Raw genomic sequence first — 22,371 nt, forward strand, 5'->3', positions numbered from 1 at the left:
GTATCGACATTGAAAAAGTATTCCGCGGTTGCGCGCCAAATCAGGAATGGCAAAACAATCGCGCATGTGCGGTCGAGGAGACGTGGACTACAGTGAAAAAAAGATACGGGAAGCGTTCGCTGACCTGGGCGAGCTCGACGTGCACTTCGATCTGTCCTCCCCCCGCCACAACGTGTCGCCGACCGATCCGGTGCCCGTGGTGCATCGAGAAGACGGCCATTTGAAGCTTGACGGCATGGTCTGGGGCACACGCGAGGAGCGCGCCGCCTCGAAGCGGCCCATCTTGCTCGTCCGCGCAGAGACGGTCGCAAAGGGCTCGCTGGCGAGCCGCACGCGCGGGCTGGTGATGTTCACGAAGTTCTACGAGTGGCAAGGCGAGAAGGGCACGAAGCGCAAACCCTACGCCGTTCGCCAGAAGGACGGTCGCATCCTCGCCCTCGCCGCCCTCTGCAAGCGCACCGTTACGTCGGACGGCGAGGTGCGCGAGAGCTGCACCATCATCACGCAACCCGCCGCAGGCCCTTTGGTCGAGATCCACGACCGGATGCCGGTCCTGGTCACCGACGAGCACTTGGCAACGTGGCTCGATCCATCGACGAAAACCGATGCCGCGCTTCACTTGGTCCAAACGATCCAACCGGCGGATTCTCTGGAGCCATATCCGGAGGACCCGTTGAAGGTCGTCTAAGGAAACGGTGTGGCGGAATTTGGTAATTCGGTTTGCTTCGAATTGGACTTCGATGTTCGTCTTGCTGAGATAACGGCAGCGAGCTACGGTGCCGCGAGTGCGCCGCCACCTTGGTTTCGTCCTAGCACTCGTCGCGCTGGCGGGTTGCCAGCGGCAAAAATCCGAGGAACCCGATGCCGCCACACCCGTGGCCGCGCCACCCGTGCTGGTGCGTGAAGTGCCCGATGCATCGCTCGACGCCTCGGACGATGCGCAGACGAACCACGATGCCGATAGCGGCTCCGAAGTGGCGTGGATCTGCGTGCCGCCTTGGCGCGGAAGTTATCCCGAATGCTCGAAGGGAGCCATGTCCAGCGAAGAAGAGATGAGGAGCTGCCTTCGCGAGCATCCGTATGATCCGAAGTACATTCCACGCTTTCGTATCGCGTCGGGACGATGGGTCAACGTATCTGCGAAGCGTTGGACGTGCATCCTCATCTCCAAAACGGAAAAAGTGCGCTTCACACTCGACACGAGAGCCTCCTGGGATGTCTCCGTCCCTCCGGACTGCGCCTCGGGCATCCTCGACGTCGCGAAGCCGAACTTCTACGGCGCATTCTGGACCGAATGCTCGAAGCGCCAACGCAAAGACGACGTATTGGTTTCCGAGTGACCGCTCACTAGTGTGATATCCGATGAAGGCGAAACTTTGGCATCGAGGTCATGGCCAGCTTTGAAGCCGATTTTGACGCCGTGGCGTTTATTGCCCCGAGCTCCTGCGGCAGTAAAGGGCCACCCGTGGAGGCGGAGGGCTTGGTGCGCTCCGAGGCATGTCGCATTGAGTTGAGTTGCGCGGTTCGATCGAGCGCTTGTACGGTGTCTTCGGTCGGTACCGCGTGAGTCGCGTTTTTGGCTGCGAATGCTGTGGGGTGCCTTAGGGCCGGGAGCGCTGTATTGCCGAAAGGTGAAAGGGGTTATCGACAGCGCCGGCGCTGCGGGCATGGACATCGCTGGAACCCGTCCTGGCCGAGCCCTTTTGGTGCTGGTGAACGAGCGATCGCAATGTGGGTGCGGAGGCAACGGTGCAGGCGCTGGTTGCTCTCGCGTCCATGACAGCGAAGGTGCTGCGTCGGCGGCTCGGCCAATAGATCCGAGTGCGCCGCATCATTTGCAAGAATCTTGAAAAGGGCCAATAAGGTTCGTGAACGCCGTCGTCGCTGACGGATGAATATCTTGGAACCTGCACCGCGGACGCAGGCGAAGCATCCGAACGACGTGTGGACCTTCGACTTCAAAGGCTGCTGAAAATCAGCCGGTTCGTCGGCATCGTGGTGTGTCGTCGGACGCATGACACGTCTCGTTCGGAAGTGCGGCGTGTTCAACGGGCTTTGTGTGACAACGACGCTCCACTCGTTTCCGTTCAACGGCGAGGCGGAGCGTTCGCGACCTGGGGACCCGCAGGACAACGGCGGGCGAGAGAATGCACGCTGACATGCCGTGGTGACTTGCAGTCACGGCTCGCAGCGATTAACATTGAAACCCCGTTGCACCAATCGTAACGGTGTGAACTTTGCTGTTACGTGACGCCCATTCACCGGAGCTACGACAGGCCATCCTCGGAGCCCGAGAACAGAGTCTCTCCTATTCCGAGGTCGCGACGATGCTCGGCATTGGCTACGCGACCGTAAATCGTATTCTGCGGCTTCATCGTGAAACGACTCGGTCGAGCCGCGACCGCCCGGGGGCGGCAACGTTTCTCCGATCCATGGCGATTATGGCTTGCCGTCATCGTCGCAGAGATGCGTGACGCTACTTTGCTGGAGTTGACCAATGTCTTGCTCGCCCGCTCCGGCGCAGTCACGAGTCGGTCGGGCGTGCAACGCGCTCTCGCCCGTCTGGGCTACTCGCGAGAAAAAGTCGTTCGTGCCGTGGAGCGCAACACGCCCGAACGCCGTGCCCGCTGCCAAGCGTTTCTGCCCGCTCCTAACGTTGGCGAGTGCGCCGGAGAGCTCGTCTTCATCGACGAACCGTGCTGCAAGACTGCAGTGGGCGAGCGCGCGAAGGTCATGACTTGCGGGCGTCGTTGCGACGTGGTCGTGATGAACGAGTTTAATATTCGCAAGATGCGCTCCGTCCGCGTCCGCGATGTCATTCTCGTGGCCGGCGCGATTTCTATTTCCTCCCAACCTACAGACCAGAAGTGAATCCGATCGAGAGGATCTGGACCGACATCAAGCCACAAACTCCGGACGCTCCCCATGTTCGCCATTCCATTGCTCAGGCTCAGATCAATTGATCAAGTGTTAGCGTTGACGTCGAGCAGCGCCGACTATGGCGGGTGCCGGCACGAGTTCGACCCGCTGCGACCGCAATGCCTTGAATGGCAAGGTACCGGCCGATGCTGACGCAGTACACATGTGTTCCACATATCGACCCGTCGGGCAAGGACCGCTGGAGCACATCGCTGACAGATCGGTACGGGCTGTTGACAGGCGATCTGTCACCCCTCTTGCAGCTCACGACTCCGAATCACGCCCGCTATTCCGTCACCAGGATCGAGTGTAGCCAGAGGCTTCTGGGCCTCATCGAACCATGGCGGCGGCAGCCCCCGCCGAAGGCGGCACCTGCCACGCAGCATGAGTCTGCAGGAGCCGACTTTGCTCATCAGCTCGCGCGGCTTTCGACTTGGTTGCGGCCAACCGAAACTCGAGACGTCGACCTCTGGCAGGGTTTCAATAACGCCAAGATCGACATCCCGAAACCAGACACGCACGTGCAAAGCATCGACAAGCTCGACCCCGACATCGAGGCCGGCGAAGGAGACGCCGACGTAGACTCGATCACCGCGAAAACAGATGTGGCCTCCTTTTCAAACAGGTCGAGTGAGTATGTGTGCAGGATGCATGTAAGATGTCGATGTCGGGCGACGACGCTCTGCAGGCTTGTACACGTCCGCCGGTACCTTGCCATTCAGGCATCGTGCGGCCGCACTTGGTTGAATTCCTGCCGCCAGCGGGATAGCCGCCGCCGCTCAGCGTCAACTGTGGCCGCGGGTCGCGATTGCACGTCACCGCGCATATCGGCGTGCATTCTCTCATGCGTACCATTGTCCTGCGGGCAGTCAGGTCGTGAGCGCACAAGTCGAATGCCGAGGGACATCCACCACCCGGAGAGCCTGGAGATTCCGCCTCGCGCTTGAACGCAGACGAACGGAGTGCCGTTTGTCACACTGAATCGCGTTGGGCACGCCGTACTTCCGAAAGAGCCGCTCGAACACCTTTCACGGCCTCGTGCGCCGGACGACAAACCACGACGTCGAGCACGAACCGGCTGTATGCATCGACGTATGGTGAGCGGTTCGTACCGTTCACCATCGAGTGACTTCCCCCCCACCACCCTTTGAAGTCGACAGTCCAGACGTCATTCGGATGCTTCGCCTGCATCCGCGGTGCACGTTCCACGATGCTCGTCAGTCTTTGTCGGCGACGTTCGCGAACTTTATTGGCCCTTTTCAAGATTCTTGCGATGGAGCGCTCACTCGGAGTCTGTTCACCGAACCGCCGACGAAGCATCGGTTCGAGTTTTCGTGGTCCCCAACGTTGGATGACGATCTCGTGCTTCGAGCACGGCGATAACAAGGTCCTCTGCGGTCGCGAGTGGCACCGTCTTCGTCTTCGACTTTGCTCCTCGAGATCGTCGTAGCCACTCTCCTTGAACCGCTTGATCCACTTGTCTCCCGCTTGCCGACTCACGCCGAACTCGCGACACAAGGCGGCGATCTTCTCTCCTTCGCCGACCTTTCTACGAACCCGATCTTTAGACTCATCGTTCGGCACTCCTTCCACGACATTCGCCATGAGGCCTGTCAACGATGTCCTAGCACCAGGCCGCCATATCTGCTTTCGCAGTGATCGAGTCTACCTCGGTGTCGTATTTATGGGGCTCAACGTCGTTCTCGACTTGTCGGTGCTTTGCGCGCGTGTGTCTGGTTTCAGGGCGTCGAACCTCGGTCGTCGTCGAGATCACGGCGTTAGCGTCGAGGCCGAGCAGCGCCGACTGTGGCGGCACGAGCTCAACCCGATGCGACGTGAATTGCAAGGTACCGGCCGACGCTGACGCAGTACACATGGATCCCACATATGTAGGCACGACCCGTCGGGGCAAGACGGCCATATCTGCTTTCGCGGTGATCGAGTCTAGCTCGGAATCGTATTCGTAGGGCTCAAGGTCGTTCCCGAGATTATCGCTCTGCACGCGCGTGTCTGGTTTCAGGACGTCGACCTCGGTCTCGTTGGCTTGCCAGAGATCAACGTCTCGAGTTTCGCTTGGCTGCAAACACGTCGCTCGCGTCGTGCAAGTTGATGACCGGCTCCGGCATACTTCAACGGCGTTCGGAAGCGCCACGCCGTGCAGTCGCGCATTACAGAAAATTATTAAGGAATGGACCTGGGGGGGACAATAGGCGACTGCGACGATTTCCTCGCTTATGGGATCCGGGCCGAAGGGACATGAAGCCTGGGACCTTCGTCCACGCCGAGCAAGCGGTGGCGACGCCAGCCTTGTCGAGCGAGCCACGTTCGCGCAGGTTGGACCGGTGGGGCAAGTCCCGTGAGTCCGGCGAGGTCGCGCAAGGCGTGCTCGAAAAGGGCGTCTTTGCGCCACCCGTCGAACCATGCGGCGGAGGAATGAGGGTCGAGCCAAGCCAGGGATGCTCCGTGCTTCCTGTGGTTCATCAACACGTAGAGAAGTGCGTTCCGAACCTCCCGTGGTCGTTTGAGCGCATGGGCGTGGTATCGCTCTTTCCAAACGGAGCCTCGGCGCGCGAGCGCCCGATTGATGGCGCGCGCCAGCCGGATCGAGAGCCCGCGCATTCCGCCCGACAAGCTCGATTTGTCGTGGGCTTCCACGATTAGATGGATATGGTCGTACTGCACGGAGAAGTGCACTATGCGAAAATTGCGAAATTCTGCGTGAGAAGCATCCTTGATGCTTCGTACGAGCGACGCGAATACGCGGCCCGATCGGAGGCCGCATACGTCGTCTCTCGCTCGCAATGTCGCGTGAACAGGATGCGCGGCATTGTGAACGGGCCGCGCGCGATGAGGCACGCCGGACTTCGGATTGCGTTTTCTGCCCGCATCCCTCCGCCGTCCGCCCCACGAGCGAGGGGGCGGCAATTCGAGCTGCAGCTGCTTCATTGCGCGCTTCATCTTGAATGAAGCTAAGTCTTCTGACCGCTAAATCAAGCTGTTTGCCGGGATTTTGTGATCCGTATTAGGTCTGGTGCCGGGACGTCGCTGATAGGCCTCATGGCGAATCGAGTTCGTAGAGAGGGTGGTAAAGGGAGAGAAGATCGCCGCCGTGTGCCGCAAGTTGGCAAGCGGAATGGAGAGTGGCTACGAAAGGGTCTCGAGGAGATTCGAAGACCGAATACTGCGGCGCCACTCGTCGGCGGCTCGGTGAACGGATTCCGAGTGCGCGCACCATCGCAAATCTTGAAAAAGGCCAATAAGGTTCGTGGACGTCATCGCCGACCGGCGAACACCGTAGAAGGTCCACCTCAGGTGCAGGCGAAGGATCATCAACGTCACGGCCGACACCGAGCAGCGCCGACTATCGCGATGGCAGCAGGAGTTCAACAAGGTGTGACCGCAGAAGCCTTAATACGGCGCCACTCGCCGGCCGCTCGGTGAACGGATTCCGAGTGCGCGCACCATCGCAAATCTTGAAAAAGGCCAATAAGGTTCGTGAACGTCATCGCCGACCGGCGAGCATCGTCGAAGGTCCACCTCCGGTGCAGGCGAAGGATCCGAACGATGTCTGGTCCATGGACGTCACGGCCCGCAGCGAGGGTCGAGCGCCGAGCAGCGCCGACTATCGCGATGGCAGCAGGAGTTCAACAAGGTGTGACCGCAGAAGCCTTAATACGGCGCCACTCGCCGGCCGCTCGGTGAACGGATTCCGAGTGCGCGCACCATCGCAAATCTTGAAAAAGGCCAATAAGGTTCGTGAACGTCATCGCCGACCGGTGGGCATCGTGGAAGGTGCACCTCCGGTGCAGGCGACGCATCCGAACGATGTCTGACCATCAACGTAACGGCCCGGCAGCGAGGGTCGACGCCGCGCAGCGCTGACTATCGCGGTGGTAGCAGCAGTTCAACGAGGTGCGACCGCGGAAGCCTTGAATCGCCGAGTCCGGCCGACATGTACAAGCTGCGGAGTGTCGCCGACCGATGCTGACGCAGGTATATGTATTCCGCACATGGGTGCGCGCGACCCGCCGGCAAGGACGGGCATATCTGCTCTGGCGGCGATTGAGTCTGCGTCGGCATTGCCGTCGACTGCGGTCTCGGCGAGGCCTTGCCAGAGATCAACGTCTCGAGTTCCCGTGGGCCGCGAACGAGTTGCACGTGTCGCGGACGTTGATGACCATCGTCGGGGCGCGCAGGTCGGGACGCTTGGACAGCCCGCCTTCGGCGCGGCCTGCCGTCGCCGTGCTTTCAACGTTGTCCGAAAGCCCGCGGCATGCAACAGATTGCCGGCTGACACGATGTCCTGTCCTGGAGCATTCGCGAGACGGGGGACAGCCTCCGGTCTCCGCGCGGTATGGAAAGGCGGCGCGCAGCATCTCGCCGGGCGCGATGCGGGCACTCATCGAGCATACGTGGCCGGGCAACGTCTGCGAGCCCGAGCCACGCACCGACGGAGAGCACGCCGAGTCCGCGATCGGTTGCCGTCTGCCGTGGAACAGCGAAAACAATGTCATCGCTCGATTCGTCGGTGCCTCGCTCACTGCGACGATGCCGTCGCGCCGCTGCGCGGCACGACGATGGGGCCTGCCGCCGCCGTCGCCCCGGTGGCGGCGGAGGCCCGATGTCGGTCATCGATTCAAGGGCGTTGTGTGCAAAGGGAATAGCTGCCGTTGCCGGCATAGGCGTGAATGCGCCATCGGTATTTGCCGGAGGAGCCCGGATAGGATACCGATTCGCTGGCGGACGGTGAATCAGATTTGCTCACTTGGGACCATGCGGAGCCGTTCCACTTTTCCAAGTAGAGATCGAAGTCCGAATTGGAGGGGCCGACCAACTTTCCACCGTGCGTGCCCGATTGTGCGCTGTCGTAGCCGCTTTCGCCGGGTTGGAAGGCCTGTGCGCCGGCGGCGAGGCTGCCGGTGAAGGCGGTGCCGTCGCAGTCCGAGCCGCCGCCGCCGTCGCCCCATGGCGGGCTGTCGCCGAGGACGGCGTTCGGGTCGCGGCCGAGCGATACTTGGCGATCCCACTCCTTTTGCAAATACGTGCCTTGCTCCGTGCTCAGGGCCGATGAGGTGGCGGCGGACGAGCCAAAGCAGGCGTTGCTCGGACCATAGGCTTTTCCGTCGCAGACCGAGACCTTCACATTGTTCAAACTCGAGACCTGCATGAGCAGCCACTGCTTCCAGGGAATGGGCTTGCTCGCATCGAGGGCGGCATCGAGCACCAATACCTCGCCGCTCGAGGCGCTCTTCACGATCGGCACCGTGTGGTACCACCAGCTTACGCTGCCATTGGGATGGTTGTTCGTGCGGACGGTGAGGTTGCCGAAGGAAAAGAGATGGTAAGGCCGGCCCTTGCCCCATTCCTCGGCCTTGGCATTCACGAGCTCGGCGCGGGCGAAGCACGCGTCGTCGGGATAGAGCCAGGAGATGCGCCGCTGGAAGTTGGGTCGGTTGGATGTCGTCATGAAACGCAAATCGCGGGAACGCTGGAAGTGTGCCGTGATGTCGGCATCCGTCCACGTCGGCACCCGCGACATATCCGCTTGTTCCACCGGAACTTGACTGTCTTTTGCGCTGAGCGCGAGTGCGCTCGCGGCCTCGGGATGATTGCGGCGGTATCGCTCGTCGTGCCGGCGCGCTGCACTTGCGTAGCTCTCGTTCGGGTCCCGCACGGCGGAGTTCTCGTCGGCCGCGCTCAATTCCGAGTTGGACTCACCGATGGTTTCATTGGAACCCGACTCCGAGTCCAAATCCGATGCTTGCCCACAAGCTGCGACGAAAAACGAAGTTGCAATGAATGCCACGACCTTGGTGCGCATGTTGGCTCCTAATTCCAGAGGATCACCTCGACGAAAGGTTTGCTGCGGCGTGGGCGCGCCGTTTATCGCAAGCCTCACGCCAAAACGGAAGCGCGGATTTCCAATCTTCGTGGTGCGACAATCGCGTCGCAGGGCTCTTTGTGTCGCACGCATGGCCCGTACGCGTTCCCGTTCCCGATGAAGCCAGCGGGAACGCGTACGGGAGGTGCGATCTACACGCTACAGCGATCCTATCTGCTGCTTGATCCAGCTGACATTCGCCGCGATGCCCGTATAGAGCGTGGTCGTGGCGCATTCGCCGTCGTTGTCGCCCGGACCGTGTGTCTCACCCACGAGGGTCCAGTTGCCGCTGGAACCGGTGATGGCCGGGCCTCCGGAGTCGCCGTGGCAGGCGGAGTGCGTCGCGTCGCCGGAGATGCACACGTCGTTGGCGGTGCCGCCGCCCTCGTAGCAGTCGCTCGGGCGAAGCACGGTCAGATCGATCTCTTGCAACGTCGTCGCGTTGCGGCAGGAGGGCCAGCTCATGCAACCAAAGCCCAGAAGCCTGCCTCGGATGCCGGGGGTGGGCGCCGTTTCGGCCATTTTGATGGGCGTCTTCGTCGACGCACGCGAAAGATGCATCAACGTGAGATCCGTCCCGCGTCGATTGATGCGGCGGTCGATCGAAATGACCTCGCCTCCGGAGCCCTTTTGCGTGGAACCAATGCGTCCCGATGACGCGGAGCCGCAGTGCGTCGCCGTGACGATCCATTGTGGCGCCACGAGGCTGCCCCCGCAGCCGTTGGAGAGGGCCACCATGAACGGGTACACCTCGGTGGCATTGCGCCCGCCGATGATTGGATCGCTGGACGACGCGGTGTCGGGCTCCGTGACCTCGTCGGCGCTGGTCGCGCACGCGAGCGGCGAACATGCCAACAGTAGAAGCGATGCATATGCAACCAGATTGCGACGCTGTTTCGGCTGAGCTGCGAGCTTCATGGCGGAAACCTCCAGAGAAGAGGAGCGCGGCGAAATCGATATCGAAGGACCCCTCATGGGCACTTCGACCGATTGGCCTTTGCCGCGTGCGACGGAGGGAAACCCGTGGGCACAGGAACTCGATCAGGAACGCAGGTCCCCGGTCGGACTCCCACTGCAGACCACCGTTGCTGCCCTCACCACCTCAGCTCATGCGTTTTTGAAACACACGTTCACCGGGGCTCGACGCATGCAGACAACGCCGTCATACGAGCACTTCTTCTCTGCCGAGGCAATACGTATTCGTGCTCAGCCGTTTCTCGACCCGTGCGGGCCTTACGCGAGCACGTGCAAGAGGCGTCCGGAGCCGGCCTTCAAGGGGACGAACGCCTCGGCGGCTTTGACGCCGGCCTCCCGTCCGCGAAAAAGCTCCATGGGTTCGTGGTCTCGTTCGTAGAGCCGCCATGGATCTTGGCTCTCGTGCTCCGTCAATGCGCGGATCTTTTGTTCGCGCACCGCGGTAATGTCCACGTACACGGAAGGGGAGAAGGCCATGGTTTGGCTGCCGCGTTCCACCTCGAAGAAATAGAGCTCGGGTGCAGGATCCAGCATGGCCACGGTGCGCAGGCTCAAAAGCGCAGCGATTTGATGATCTTCGTGCGTATCGAGCGGCCAATGGGAAAACACCATTTCGGGCGCCGACTGTTTGAGCAAGGTCGAAAGCTTGGCGAGGCCCGCGGTGTCGAGCTGCGTCAGCCCGCGATCGTCGTAGGTAAAGTAAGGGTCGGCGCCCAGGATGCGGCATGCGCGGCGGGCTTCCTCACGCCGCGTGGGCAAGGCCTCTTCGAGGCTCTTTCCAGGGACGGAGCCGGAAAAGGTGTAGATGATCTGCACCCGGTAGCCTTCCTTCGCGAGGCGGATCAGCGTGCCGCCGCAGCCTGACTCGGCGTCGTCGGGGTGCGCGCAGATGCAGACAACCGACCGTCTTCCGCCGGGGGGAGGCATCCGAACGGGCTTCGGTGATGCCGCGGCCGAGGTATGGGACGCAGCCACCGCCGGCCGCGATTTGGCTGCTGGTCCCGCGGCGCATGCCGAGACGGAACCCAACATTCCCAGTAGCAAACTTCGACGTGTGGCCGTGCTCACGAGTTTATCCATCCAATCGAGAGGCGCACTATTCGTATATGGATAGGCGCACATTGAGACGTACTAGATAAAGTGTGTCGCTCGAACGCTGCCTCGGTCCAGAATTCGTCGGCTGCGGTGCCTTTTTTCGTGTTGCGAGCTTCAGCTCGGCGCGCGGGCGATGCGGCCTTTAGAAGCCTGCATCGAGGGTGAGTGAAAGCATGGTCAGCGGCTGGCCCCATACCGCACTATTGTCATGATCGGCGAGCGACACCGTGGTGCGCGGTAGGGCCTGCCCGACGAGTGCACCCAACGTGAGGCGCGACTCCGAAAAGATGCGCAGCCCCACGCCGAACTCCAGAAACGGGATGGCCATCGGTCCTTTGCGATCGACTTGATGGGCGTGCGCATTCAATGCGCCGCCGGAGTACTCCATGACCGCGCCCGCGATCCCGCCACCGGCGCTGACCGCCCAGAGCCGCTGTTTGGACTCCCACGTGAAGACGGGACCGACTCCGAGGAGCCAGGCTCGAATGTCGGTCGATGCGCCTTTCGGCTCCCAGGTGTTGGGCACGAGGGGAACCCCTGCGAACAGGGCTATGCCGATGTTTCGCTGGAAATGGTAGCTCGCGCCCAGCCGCAGATTCCACCCGGGCCTCATGCCGCCATAGGGCATGGCCAACGCGGAGAGCCCCGCGGCCACCCGGAACTTCGGAGGTGCGGGTGTCTCGGACGCCGAGGGCTCGGGCGATTCCCCCGGACGGTCGGCCGTTTCGCCGGGACGGTTCGATCCGGGGACTTCGTGCGTGCGAAGTCGGTATTCGACGGCCACACGGACGACCTCGGCGGAGCGAAGGGTCGTGACGTCTTCGGCGGGCGTGCGCAGCACCTCGACGGGCTGCACGTGGCCTGCCGCGTCGACGACCCACACGTGGAGCGCGCCCTCGTCGTCGAGTTCCACGAGGGCGGTCGCACGGAACTCGCGCGCCGTGCCCTCGAGTTCCTCACGCGACGGGGCGAGCGCGTCGGTGCTTCCGGCCATGCCCGGGGCGTGCGCCCGCGGACGGGGAGCGAAGACCTGCCATCCCAAGGTCTCGAGCTCGGCCCGCATGCGCGTGAGGGCGCTTGCATTCGGGCGCCCCAGGAGCACGACCCGCACCGGCGTCGCCGGTGTTGCCGGCGGTTCATCGGCCGCCGCGCTCGATGCGGCGGCAGTGCTCGCGAAGAGGGCCGCGATTCCGAGTGTGCGGCGAAGGCCTCGCCACGTCATCGGCGCTCGAGGAGCTCGAGGGCCCGATCCGCGTGCGGCCCGGACGGGTAATTCGCCATGTAGCGGCGTGCGGCCTCGCGCGCCGCGTCCATCTCGCCGGCTCGCTCGCGCGCCTCCATGAGGCGGCCCAACACTTCCCGCGCGAGCGGGCCCGAGGGGCGCTCGCGAAAGGCCGTCGTGAACCAATTGGCGGCATCGCGCGGCAAGCCGCGTTGATCGAAGCACAATCGACCGAGCTGGAAGGCTGCCCACGCGGCCCGTTCGTCGGTGGGAAACCGACGCCGGATGGCCATGAGGGCCTGCTCCGCATCGTCGAAGTGCCCGGTGAAGCGCGCAATGTCGGCCAGCGCCGCGAGATCCGAAACGTCGCCCTCCTCGCAAAGCCGTGCCCACCCCGCGCGATGGGCCGCGGCGTACGCCTCGTGAAAGCGGTCCGCACCGAACATGATCCGCCACTCCGGTGGCGGTGCCGTGGGTGCAGGTGACGGCGGCGCCGAGGCGAGGGGAGCCAGTGCCCCGTCCTTTTGCGTATTATCCATCTTTTCCGGCATGCGGGGCGCGGCCGGTTTGGGCGGCGTCACGCTCTTCTTCACGTCCTGCGACGTCGTCGGCGCTGGCACGGATGCGGGCGTGCGCCGTGGAACGGGCTGCTCGGTGGCGACCATGTGCTCTTCGTCGCAGACGAGGCGCAGCGACTGCCCACCGCGGACGGCGCGCTCGTGGGCCAATCCGCAGCCGGTCACCACGACGGATCCCTCCTCGAGTTCCAAGGTGAAGGTGCCCTCGGCAGGCTGCCATGCCACTTGGAACTGCGTTCCCGTCACGTGCACCTCGAACGGGCCCGCTGCAAAGTACCAATGGCTGCTCTCGCCATGAACGACGCGGGCGTGCGTCTCGCCGCGCTCCAGGATCACGCGGGCGCCGACGCTTCCCACGTCGACCACGCGCGCGCGGGATGAAGCCGCGAGCACCAACTCCGTTCCGTCCGAAAAATGAATGGGCAACGCCTCCGTCTTCGGCGCGGCGATCCAGTCACCCGCCTGCAGCGGATGGCCCGGCGCAGCCTTCGCAGGTTGGACTTCGAAGGCGAGGGGAGGCTGCGATGGCGCGGCCGCAGGCACCGCGTGCGGAGCGGTTCGGGCGAACGACACCCAAAGGGCATGTGCCGCCACGCCCGTCAACGCCGCCACCAGCAGCGCGGCCACCAGCGCCCAGCGGGAAAAGGCCTCCACGCGCGCCCCTTTTCGGCGGTGCGAGGACTCGTGCCCGAGGAAGCCTTCGCGCGCACGCTCCAGCGAATCGTCGAGGAGCAGTCGCTCGTCTTGCAGCTCGGCGAGCTTTGCCCCGAGGCGCTTGAGCGAGGCCGATGAAGAGGGCGGCCGCTTCATTCCTCGCTCCATCGGCCTCGGCGGATCCACTCCGCGAGCGCGGGATGTTGGCGCGCGTGCGCCAGAAAACGTCGTTCGGCCGCGGCCAGCCGTCGCTTGATGGTGCTCACCGACGTGTCGCACGCCTCGGCCACCTGCGTGAGCTCCATCCCGTCGATGAAGCGCAAGGTGAAGGCGATGCGCTCGTCGACGCCCATCCGCCCGAGGATGCGGTACGTGGCCGCGAGCGCTTCGCTGGCATCCGAATCGGCCCCCGCGGTCCCTGGCTCGGGCTCGGGAAGGTTCTCGTTGGGCAGAAACACCAGCCAGCGCCGTCGTTGGCGCCGGCGAATGCACTCGCGTGCCGTGAAGACCGCGATCCCGGTGAGCCACGACCGCAGGGTCGACGGATCGTCGAGCCGCTCGATGCCGGTCATGGCGCGCAGAAAGACCTCCTGCACGAGATCGGCGAGCTCGACATCGGATCCGAGGACGCGCAGCAGGATCCGCCGCACGTCCCCCGCGTACAGGTCGAAGAAGCGGGCGCGGGCATCCAAATCGCCCGCGCAGAGCCCCGCAATCATGCGCTCCTCGTTCGACACGATCCGCGGCCCGAAGCCGGAGGCCGGCGCGTGCCGGCCCGACTTGGAGTCCTGAGGATCTGCGAACGAGGTGCGCACCGCACCCCTAGAGTGACCGAAGGCGGCTCGCGAGGTTCAACAAAATCCGGCGAAATCAGGGGTGCGTGTAGGTAACGCGGTAAATCACACCGTTGGTGTCGTCCGCGAACAGAAGGGCCCCTTGGCGATCGATGGCGACGCCGGCAGGCCGCCCGAACATCGCACGCCCATCCTCGATCAAGAAGCCGGTGAGGAAGTCCTCGAACGCGGTGGGCTGGCCTTTTGCAAACCGAATGCGCACCACCTTGTAGCCCGAGGCCGTGCCTCGATTCCACGAGCCGCGCAGGGTCACGAAGGCATCGCCGCGGTAGTCCGCCGGAAAAAGATCGCGCTCGTAAAAGACGAGCCCGAGCGGTGCCGCGTGCGCCTGGTAGGTGAGAACCGGCGGCTGGGTTTTCGCACAGTACGCGTCCTTGGTCGTGCCCTGCGGTTCGCCCGTGGTGTAGGCATCCACCTGCCGATCGCCGTAGCAGTAGGGCCAGCCATAATCGGCGCCCGATTGGAGTCCATTGAGCTCCTCGGGCGGTTGATCATCGCCGCGAAAATCCGACCCATGATCCATGCCCCAGAGCTCTCCCGTTTCCGGATGCCAATCGAATCCGATGGTGTTGCGCAAGCCCCGGGCAAAGATGGATCGCTTCGATCCGTCGGCCGATGCCACGAGCACGGTGGCCGATTCTTCGTTGGGCTCGACGCAGGTGTTGCACGTGGATCCGACCGTGACGTAGAGCGAGCCGTCGGGGCCGAAGGCCAAGGTCCGATTGGGGTGCTGCCCGCCATCGGGCAGGCCGTCGAGGAGCACCTTCGGCGTTCCCAACGAGCCGTCCTGCGCGCGATCCGCGACGAGGACCTGCTTCGGCGGTGCCACGTAGACGCGATTGTCTCGAATGGTAATGCCATTGATCCACTCGATACCCGATAAAACGACCTTGGGAGCCTCTGCGAGGCCGTCTCCATCGCGGTCGGAAAGCGCGACCACGTCGCCTTGTTTGCGCCGTGTGACATAGAGCGTTCCGTCGTCGGCCACCGCGAGCATGCGCGGATTGCCCAGATCTTTCGCGAAGACGCTCACCGCGAAGCCGGCAGGTACCCGAAGGCCTTTGACCAGCTCGGGGGTGACGTCGCGCCGCTCGGGTTCGAATTTGTAGCCGCCAACGGGGAGGGGGCCCCCTCCAGGTGGCTTCTCGGCCGTACCGTCGTTCGATTGGTTCGATGATGCGTTGTTCGGCTGATCGCCATTCGAGCTGCAGGCCGCTGCGACGCATGCCAGCATGGCCATCGGCGCGAATGTCGTGCGAAGGATACCCTTCATATCCACCTCCGTTTCGTTCGGGGCCAGCGCACCGCAAGATCGAGACCCGCGTTACCTGAGCAACCAATTCGTCCGACCACGTTCCGTCGAGCCGGCCACATGGCGTTTGCGCGGGATTGCCCCGGTGTGGTCGATTGCCTCGCGATGCACCCCCGACTAGACTCGCGCGGTGCGAAAGAACGAGGGCGACGGTGTGCGTGGACGGATCCGAGTGGCGCTCGCGGCCGTCGCGCTCTCCACCGGCGCCTTCGCATGCGGCGCCCTCATCGGGTTCGAGGACCTCCCCGGAAAAACGTCGCCCCGCGACGCATCGGCCGACATCGCGCCGGACGACGTTCGCGAGGCGAGCGACACGCGCGGTGAGCCCGGGACGCTGGATCCGTCGTTCGGAAAAGGCGGCATCTCGGTGCTCGAGTGGCCGAACATCAATTCCGAGACCTCGCTGATGTTGGACGGCGAGGACATTCTGCTCTTCTTGATGGGGAACGAGCCCGCGCATCTCGCGGCCGTGCGGTGTTCCAAATCCGGCGCATGCGATACCGCCCACGCGGTGACCGTATTCAATGGCTATATCAGCCGGGTCATCCCCGTTCGCGATCCACGCGGCGAAGGTGCACTGATTTACGGATTGGAAAATGGGAGCGGGGATTCTCCTTACCAGAGCACCGTGCACCTTGTGCGTTTGGGGCGCGATGGACGGGTGGAAGAGCTCGCGAAGGAAACGCTGTATGCGCCGACCACGCAGCTCGAAGTCGCATTTGCGGCTGGGATGCATCGAAGCATCGGCGTCGACAATTCGAGACCGAACGATGCTGGGCGCATGAACCTTCGCGCGTATCTGCCCGATGGCGGGCCGGATATGCAATTTGGTCACGGCGGGCGCGTGTCGCTGGCCACGCCGGCCGTGTACTTTCAGCCAGGTGGAGTGTTGCTCCAGTCCGACGGTCGCGTCGTGCTTGCGGGCGCGCCCTACGTCGATGAACTCACGACGTGTCTGCGGTTCGAGAGCGATGGCGGTCTCGAGACGTCCTTCGGCCCCGACGGTGGGGTGACATTGGCAGTGGCCTCTCCAACCATCGTCCCGGACGGGGACGGCTACCTCATTGGAGGCATGGAAGTAGGACCGCGGGCCGTGTTGTTCAGGCTTACGCGGGATGGCCGCCGCGACCCGTCGCATTGGAATGACGGAATGTACCGTTTCGATGTAAGCGATGACACGAACCTGCCCATGACCCACCTTCGATCGCTCGCGGCCATGCCGGGGGGAACGATCCTCGCGTTCGGGAGCATGGCGACGGAAACGTCGAATGTCGTCGCGCTTGCGCGCGTCTCCCGCGGCGGGCTTGACCCGACGTTCGGTAAACGTGGATACGTCCATATCGATGAAGGAGAAGTAACCGGGCAGGCCAGCATGGTCGTCGATGCGGATGGATACGCGGTCGTCGCCTGGCGCGGTGCCGATGGATCGGCGAAACTCGCGCGCTATCGGGGCGAATGAACGCGGTTCGAAAGACGATGCTCGCTCTGCTCGCGGCGGCCTTTGGCGTCGCGTGCAACGTCATTCTCGGTGTGGACGACTTGCCGCGGATGCGCGCGGACGGTAGCGACGCGCAGCTGGATCATGATGCATCGAACGGCGGCGGGGCGGGACGACTCGATTCTTCCTTCGGCGATCGCGGAATTGCGACCATCACCATGAGCGCTCCGCTCTTCCAGCCCGCGTTGATCGTGGAGGGTGACGCCATCCGGATCCTCGCCACGACGGCGGACGGCGAGCTAGTTCTCGTTCGATGTTCCAACGATGGCTCGTGTGATACTTCCCATCCGACGATTCTTTGGAAGGGGCGGGACATCACCGGCTTCGCCGTGAAGGATCCGACTGGGGGTGATCTTCTCATCCACATGAGCACGACGGTCGGCGAGTATCACACCATCGTGCAGCTATTGCGGCTCGAGCGAGATGGCGGGGTCGAAGTTCTCCAGCGCGAAGAGTACAGCAACGTCGTCTCCGTTTCGGATCATGGCGTCGTCGCGAGCCCCTCGAGAATCGTCATGGTGCAGTCGGCGGATTTGGGACCCGACGGTGGGCAAATCCAACTTCGTGCGCTCCTGCCCGATGGCGGTGTGGACCCGCACTTCGGGGCGAATGGGCTCGCCGTTTCCCCCATCTTTGCTGGAGTTCCGCTGTTGACGGGCTCCAACATGGAGCAAGCCGGCGAGGTTTTCGTGCTGTTCGACGATACGCAGCGACGCGTGTCCAGGTGGATGCGTTTTCTCGCGGATGGAGGGCGCGATACGACCTTCGGCTCCGACGGTGGAATCGGTGAATCGAGCGCGCTATCGGAAAGTGAGCCCCTCCTGGCCGACGATGCGGGCTACGTGATCGGTGCAAGATCCAGCGCGGTGCTCGTGCACGTTACCCGCGATGGTCGCGTCGATCTCTCGCGGTGGGATCGAGGTGTCTTCCGATTTCCCTCGATCGCGTCGAGTGACGAACAACCATTCGTGGTTGGCGTGAATGGTCTCGGACGAGGTCCGAAGGAGTCGGTCGTGGTGCTTGCGAGTGCGCACAGACTCGACGGGCTTCGCTTTCTGGTCCTCGTGCGTGTGGGGCCGGATGGGCTCGACCGAAGGTTCGGCAACGATGGCATCGTCATTCTCGGATCCGGCGCCGACGCAAAACCGAACACGCTGGCCATGCAATCCGACGGAAAAGCGCTGGTGATTTGGGAGCAACCCAACGGTTCGTTGAAGCTTGCGCGCTACATCGTCGAGTGAAGTGCCTTCAGCCGCCGTAAAGGCTTTCCCAGAATGCGCAATGGGCATTGACGGGCAGCGGCGCGACGGAGGGATCTTCGGAGAAGACCATCGCATTCGGCGATGCCGAAGACCATGCCGGCCAGGCGGCGCTGGTCGAGTCCGAAGGATCGTGCGCCTTGATGAAATTCGCCCAATGCCGTTTGACCCGCGCGGCGAGTTCGAGCTCCTTGTCCGTGGTCGGAACGCCGGGGCGCTCTTCTTGCCACCACGTCCATGGCAACGGTGTTCCCCAGACGTAAGGCAGCTCGATGGTGTGCATCGCCTGGACGGGCTTGGGGCTGGCCAGCTTGGTGGCGTGCGAAAACAGGTATGCGAAGACCGGCGCTGTGCTCGAGGCGATCAGCTTGCGCGTCGGGCATTCGGCGGAAGCATCGCCCATGACGGCGGCCATGGCGGTGCGAGGATCGCTGCCGTACGACGATAGCGGGTATTCCTTCTCCACCATCGGGCCGAGGGGGCCGAAGGCCATGCCCAGTGCGGTCGTGTAATCGGACGGTGTGGAGAGCGGCAGGGCGCCCATCTGGCCGTCGGTGAAGAAGAAGCCCTCGTTCGCATTGAAGCCTGCCAAAACGGGGACCTTCGCAAAGCGACCCGCCGCCATGGCCGCCCGTGGGGTTTCGGGGAGGAGCTGGCCATCGACGATGGGCAGCACGCCGATGGCCTGATTGCCGCGGACGATGGTCTCCGGCGGGAGGGCGCGCAAGCACGCCTCGTCGAGGGGCGCGCCGGCGTCGCTTCCGGCGTCATTTTCCGCGCAGCCCCAGGACTTGGCCAGCGCATTCGCCGCCGCAGCCGCCTGGTCCGGCGTGCGCGTTCCATCGCAGCTCGAGCTCTCCGTCAGCAGCGCGGAGAAGAGTCCTTGGGAGCTGGGCATGGCGGCGTGGGTGCAGGCGAACTGCCCGCCGGCCGACTCGCCCGCGAGCGTCACCCTCGAGGGATCGCCGCCGAACGCTACAATGTTGCGGTGGACCCACTGCAGCGCGAATTGCTGGTCCAGCAAGGACAGGTTGCCACCGCCATCGGAGGAGGAAAGGGCCAGAGAACCCAAGGCCCCGAGGCGATAATTGATCGAAACGACGACCACGTCCCCCGCATGGGCGAGCGCGGCGCCATCGTAATCGGCGCCGGTGCCATCGACGAGTCCGCCCCCGTGAATCCAAAAGACCACCGCCTTCGGCCCAGAGCCGCCCGGCGGCGCCCAAATGTTCAACGAGAGGCAGTCCTCGGAGGCGCCCGTACGGACCGCGTTCGAATCGAGCAGCGAGACGCCGAAGCACCGCGGCCCAAAGGCTTTCGCGGCGCGCGGCTCGCTCCAACGCGCTTCCGCGGGCGCCTTCCATCGCCGCGCCCCCACGGGGGCCGCAGCATACGGGATCCCCAGGAACGCGCGCACGCCGGTCGGTTGTACGGTCCCAACCACGGGCCCCACGTCCGCGGCCACCGTGACGTCGGAAGACGTCACATCGGACGCGGCGTCGGCCTTCGGCGGCGGAGGCGAGCCTCCTGCATCGTCATCGTCGCACCCCACGAAGGCGCCACACGCCGCAGCGAAACCAAGGGCGAAAACGAAATAGTGTTTCGAGTAGCGCATCATGATTGGATATCGATTTCGATGTAGGTTGGGAATTTCTGAACGTTGGAAAAGTCGTTTTCCAGGATGGATTTGCTCCCCTCGCGCTCCACCTCGCGAAAGCCGGCAAATTTGTATGTAATGTACATCTGCCGGTTGCGGTCCGTTGCGACGAACTCGGCGCGGAGGCGTGCGCCGGCGTCACGGGCACGGTGGATGATGTGGTTCAACAGCACCGTGCCCACGCCCCGAGACATCACCCGGCAGGACATCAAAAGCAGCTTGAGCGTCCACACCTCGGGGCCTTTTTCGACCAGCGCGAGGCCAATCTTCCCGTAAGTGCCATATTTGTCGTTCAATCCCGCAATCAGTAAATCATGATTTGGCGATTGGCGGAACGCCGCCAGCTCGTCGTACGAATAGGTGTAGCCCGTTGCATTGAGCTGGTTGGTGCGGACGGTGAGCTCTTCGGCCCGTTTCAGATCTTCCTCTTGGGCACGCGCAATGACGAATTGCATGCCCAGGGATGCGAGAAACTCGTCCGGGCTGCCTTGGTGGGCATCCTCCACGAGCTTTCGCTGAATGTCCGCTTGGTACATCTGACGGCGCACCCGCGAGTCGTCCGTGATGAAACGAGGATTCATCTCCGGCAAATCCGCCAGCCGGGCCACGTCCGCTGCATCGATGCAGCGGACCTGCGGGTGGGCGAAGCTGACCTCGTCGCGTTCGAAGGGTTGGTCGTCGACGAAGGCGATGGCATCGATTCCGAAGTTCAATGCCTTGGCGATGGCTTGCACCGAGGCGGACTTGTTTCCCCAGTGGATCTGCGGATACAGGAAGTACTCCTCGAGGCCGAGCTCGCGCAGTTTGGCCATCGCCACCTCGGGATCGTTGCGGCTGGCGATGGAGTGCAGAATGCCGCGTTCATCCAAGGCGCGAATTGCCCGCACCGCGTCCTCGCGCACCCGAACGTGCGTATCTTCGAGGAGGATGCCGTCCCAAACGGTGTTGTCCAGATCCCAAATGACGCACTTTACGTTCTTCTTTTCGTCTTTGCGCGCTTTCGTTTCCTCGGCCGCGCCAATGACCACGTCGGTCGTCATGATTTCCTCCACGAATCCGTTCCGCTGGGAATTCCAGGGCTTCGAGCGTGCTCTTGATAGGCATACTCGGCGATGGTGATTTGCTGAATTTGGGAGCTTCCTTCGATGATTTCCATGATCTTCGCATCACCCAAGTAGCGCTGCAGTGGATAGTCGCCGGCCGCGCCATTGGCACCATGGAGCTGCAGCGCGTCGTTGGCCGCGCGCACGGCCGCCGTGGATGCGAAATACTTCGCCATGGACGTGGCGGCGAGTGCGCTGGGATCTTTGACGTCGCGCAGCCGGCCGGCCTCCATGCAGAGCAACTCGGAGGCATGCAGATCGGTGAACATGTTCGTCACCATTTGGCGGACGAGTTGATGCTCCTTGATCGGCACGCCGAACTGTTCGCGCCGGCCGGTGTACGCGACGCAGGCTTCGACGCACGCCCGCTGGATGCCCACGCTGCCCCAGGCCACGGTGTAGCGACCCAAGTCGAGCGCCAGCGAGGCCACCTGGGAGATGCCGAGCCCGCGCCGGCCGACGATGTTTCCCTCGGGCACGCGGCAGCCTTCGAGCCGCACGCTCGCGGTCATGGATGCGCGGATGCCGATGAGATCCAGGATGGGGTCGGTGCGCAGCCCCGGCCGTTCGCGTTCGATCAGCACGGCGGTGGGGCCTTCGGCGGTGCGCCCGAACACGAGAAAGAGATTGGCCACGTGTCCGTACGTGATCCACGACTTGTGGCCATCGACGACGAGATCGCCGCCGTCCGGCTCGATGGCGGTCGTGACGCTCTTGGCATCGCTTCCGACACCGGGTTCCGAAAGGGCGAGCGCGCCGATGCGCGCTCCCGAGGCGAGTTGGGGAAGCCAGGTTTCCTTCTGGGCGCGGCTTCCCCAGCGCAAAATGGCCTGCGCCACCATGGTGTGCACGGTCAAAAGGCTGCGAAGGGACGAACACCCGCGCCCCAGCTCGGCGGCCAAAAGGCCGAGGGTTACCGCGTCCTTGCCTCCGCCGCCGAAGTTCGCGGGAATGGAGATTCCCAAGTATCCACGCTCCGCAAGGCGCCCGATGATCTCGGGGGGCGTCGATTGCGCGCGATGCCAGGCGCCAGCATGGGGCACCACGTGTTCGTCCACGAAGGTGCGAAACTCGGCACGCGCCGCCTCGTGCGCGGGGGCCAGGGAAAGCGTCATGCCGCCTTCTTCTTGTGCACCAAGGCCACCAGGGCACGAACCGAGCGGAAATTGTCGAGCTCCATGTCCTCGTTCTCGATTTCGATGCCGAATTCGTGTTCGACGAAGTTGACGAGCTGAATGGCAAACATCGAATTGACGAATCCCAAACTGAAAATATCGTCCTCGTCCGAGAGCTCGTGCCCGGGGAAGAATTTGGTCAGGTAATGGCGAATCTTGCTCTTGCTGTCTTCCGGCGTCATGGTCGTC

General features: G+C 63.5%; 17 protein-coding genes. 5 read left to right on the forward strand and 12 right to left on the reverse strand.

The window, feature by feature from the left end; all coding sequences use genetic code 11:
* Positions 1-82 precede the first annotated feature (82 nt).
* The 3 genes from LZC95_19080 (at position 83) to LZC95_19090 (ending at position 2,871) form a co-directional block, all read left to right on the forward strand.
* Positions 83-688: an SOS response-associated peptidase gene (locus LZC95_19080; protein WXA98913.1), complete on the forward strand. Its 606-nt coding sequence runs from the start codon at positions 83-85 to the stop codon at positions 686-688.
* 97 nt (positions 689-785) lie between these two features.
* Positions 786-1,340, forward strand: coding sequence for a hypothetical protein (locus tag LZC95_19085; GenBank protein WXA98914.1), 555 nt, complete (start codon positions 786-788; stop codon positions 1,338-1,340).
* Positions 1,341-2,595: 1,255 nt separating this feature from the next.
* Positions 2,596-2,871 carry a hypothetical protein gene (locus tag LZC95_19090; GenBank protein WXA98915.1) on the forward strand — a complete coding sequence of 92 codons (276 nt, stop codon included), beginning with the start codon at positions 2,596-2,598 and terminating at the stop codon, positions 2,869-2,871.
* A gap of 2,280 nt (positions 2,872-5,151) precedes the next feature.
* Here LZC95_19090 and LZC95_19095 read toward each other — a convergent pair.
* The 8 genes from LZC95_19095 to LZC95_19130 form a co-directional block, all read right to left on the reverse strand.
* Positions 5,152-5,865 (reverse strand): transposase, encoded by a 714-nt coding sequence (locus LZC95_19095; GenBank protein ID WXA98916.1) that lies wholly within the window; start codon positions 5,863-5,865, stop codon positions 5,152-5,154.
* A 1,690-nt stretch (positions 5,866-7,555) separates the two neighbouring features.
* Positions 7,556-8,740 (reverse strand): hypothetical protein, encoded by a 1,185-nt coding sequence (locus LZC95_19100; protein ID WXA98917.1) that lies wholly within the window; start codon positions 8,738-8,740, stop codon positions 7,556-7,558.
* A gap of 219 nt (positions 8,741-8,959) precedes the next feature.
* Positions 8,960-9,718: a trypsin-like serine protease gene (locus tag LZC95_19105; GenBank protein WXA98918.1), complete on the reverse strand. Its 759-nt coding sequence runs from the start codon at positions 9,716-9,718 to the stop codon at positions 8,960-8,962.
* Positions 9,719-10,033: 315 nt separating this feature from the next.
* Positions 10,034-10,807, reverse strand: a complete 774-nt coding sequence (locus LZC95_19110) for a PIG-L family deacetylase (protein WXA98919.1) — start codon at positions 10,805-10,807, stop codon at positions 10,034-10,036.
* 205 nt (positions 10,808-11,012) lie between these two features.
* Positions 11,013-12,092 (reverse strand): hypothetical protein, encoded by a 1,080-nt coding sequence (locus LZC95_19115; GenBank protein ID WXA98920.1) that lies wholly within the window; start codon positions 12,090-12,092, stop codon positions 11,013-11,015.
* Entirely contained in the window at positions 12,089-13,480 is a 1,392-nt protein-coding gene (locus LZC95_19120; GenBank protein WXA98921.1) for a tetratricopeptide repeat protein, read from the reverse strand. The genes LZC95_19115 and LZC95_19120 overlap by 4 nt, the downstream gene beginning before the upstream one ends.
* A complete protein-coding gene (locus tag LZC95_19125) occupies positions 13,477-14,139 on the reverse strand; it encodes a sigma-70 family RNA polymerase sigma factor (GenBank protein ID WXA98922.1) in 663 nt (220 codons plus the stop codon). Before LZC95_19125 ends, LZC95_19120 begins: the two co-directional genes overlap by 4 nt.
* A gap of 55 nt (positions 14,140-14,194) precedes the next feature.
* The gene (locus LZC95_19130; protein WXA98923.1) at positions 14,195-15,451 is read right to left on the reverse strand and encodes a PQQ-dependent sugar dehydrogenase; all 1,257 of its coding nucleotides are present in this window, start codon (positions 15,449-15,451) and stop codon (positions 14,195-14,197) included.
* Between the two features lie 169 nt (positions 15,452-15,620).
* Here LZC95_19130 and LZC95_19135 point away from each other — a divergent pair, with 169 nt between their 5' ends.
* On the forward strand, positions 15,621-16,949 hold the full coding sequence (locus tag LZC95_19135; protein WXA98924.1) for a hypothetical protein: 1,329 nt from the start codon (positions 15,621-15,623) through the stop codon (positions 16,947-16,949).
* Positions 16,946-18,229: a hypothetical protein gene (locus tag LZC95_19140; protein WXA98925.1), complete on the forward strand. Its 1,284-nt coding sequence runs from the start codon at positions 16,946-16,948 to the stop codon at positions 18,227-18,229. The genes LZC95_19135 and LZC95_19140 overlap by 4 nt, the downstream gene beginning before the upstream one ends.
* 7 nt (positions 18,230-18,236) lie before the next feature.
* Here LZC95_19140 and LZC95_19145 read toward each other — a convergent pair whose 3' ends face one another.
* Genes LZC95_19145 through LZC95_19160 form a run of 4 tightly spaced genes read right to left on the reverse strand, consistent with a single transcriptional unit; the run spans position 18,237 to position 22,364 of the window.
* Positions 18,237-19,865, reverse strand: a complete 1,629-nt coding sequence (locus tag LZC95_19145) for a carboxylesterase family protein (GenBank protein ID WXA98926.1) — start codon at positions 19,863-19,865, stop codon at positions 18,237-18,239.
* The gene (locus tag LZC95_19150) at positions 19,862-20,944 is read right to left on the reverse strand and encodes an HAD-IIIC family phosphatase (protein ID WXA98927.1); all 1,083 of its coding nucleotides are present in this window, start codon (positions 20,942-20,944) and stop codon (positions 19,862-19,864) included. Before LZC95_19150 ends, LZC95_19145 begins: the two co-directional genes overlap by 4 nt.
* Positions 20,941-22,122, reverse strand: a complete 1,182-nt coding sequence (locus LZC95_19155; GenBank protein WXA98928.1) for an acyl-CoA dehydrogenase family protein — start codon at positions 22,120-22,122, stop codon at positions 20,941-20,943. The genes LZC95_19150 and LZC95_19155 overlap by 4 nt, the downstream gene beginning before the upstream one ends.
* Complete coding sequence (locus tag LZC95_19160) at positions 22,119-22,364, reverse strand: acyl carrier protein (GenBank protein ID WXA98929.1); 246 nt, start codon at positions 22,362-22,364, stop codon at positions 22,119-22,121. Before LZC95_19160 ends, LZC95_19155 begins: the two co-directional genes overlap by 4 nt.
* Between the last annotated feature and the right edge of the window lie 7 nt (positions 22,365-22,371).

Source organism: Sorangiineae bacterium MSr12523 (genome assembly GCA_037157775.1).
Classification (GTDB): Bacteria; Myxococcota_A; Polyangia; order Polyangiales; family Polyangiaceae; genus Pendulispora; species Pendulispora brunnea.

Coding starts and splice junctions, on each gene's coding strand:
- LZC95_19095 (WXA98916.1), bottom strand. CDS start 5,865: ATGAAGCAGCTGCAGCTCGAATTGCCGCCCCCTCGCTCGTGGGGCGGA.
- LZC95_19100 (WXA98917.1), bottom strand. CDS start 8,740: ATGCGCACCAAGGTCGTGGCATTCATTGCAACTTCGTTTTTCGTCGCA.
- LZC95_19105 (WXA98918.1), bottom strand. CDS start 9,718: ATGAAGCTCGCAGCTCAGCCGAAACAGCGTCGCAATCTGGTTGCATAT.
- LZC95_19110 (WXA98919.1), bottom strand. CDS start 10,807: ATGTTGGGTTCCGTCTCGGCATGCGCCGCGGGACCAGCAGCCAAATCG.
- LZC95_19115 (WXA98920.1), bottom strand. CDS start 12,092: ATGACGTGGCGAGGCCTTCGCCGCACACTCGGAATCGCGGCCCTCTTC.
- LZC95_19120 (WXA98921.1), bottom strand. CDS start 13,480: ATGAAGCGGCCGCCCTCTTCATCGGCCTCGCTCAAGCGCCTCGGGGCA.
- LZC95_19130 (WXA98923.1), bottom strand. CDS start 15,451: ATGAAGGGTATCCTTCGCACGACATTCGCGCCGATGGCCATGCTGGCA.
- LZC95_19140 (WXA98925.1), top strand. CDS start 16,946: ATGAACGCGGTTCGAAAGACGATGCTCGCTCTGCTCGCGGCGGCCTTT.
- LZC95_19145 (WXA98926.1), bottom strand. CDS start 19,865: ATGATGCGCTACTCGAAACACTATTTCGTTTTCGCCCTTGGTTTCGCT.
- LZC95_19150 (WXA98927.1), bottom strand. CDS start 20,944: ATGACGACCGACGTGGTCATTGGCGCGGCCGAGGAAACGAAAGCGCGC.
- LZC95_19155 (WXA98928.1), bottom strand. CDS start 22,122: ATGACGCTTTCCCTGGCCCCCGCGCACGAGGCGGCGCGTGCCGAGTTT.
- LZC95_19160 (WXA98929.1), bottom strand. CDS start 22,364: ATGACGCCGGAAGACAGCAAGAGCAAGATTCGCCATTACCTGACCAAA.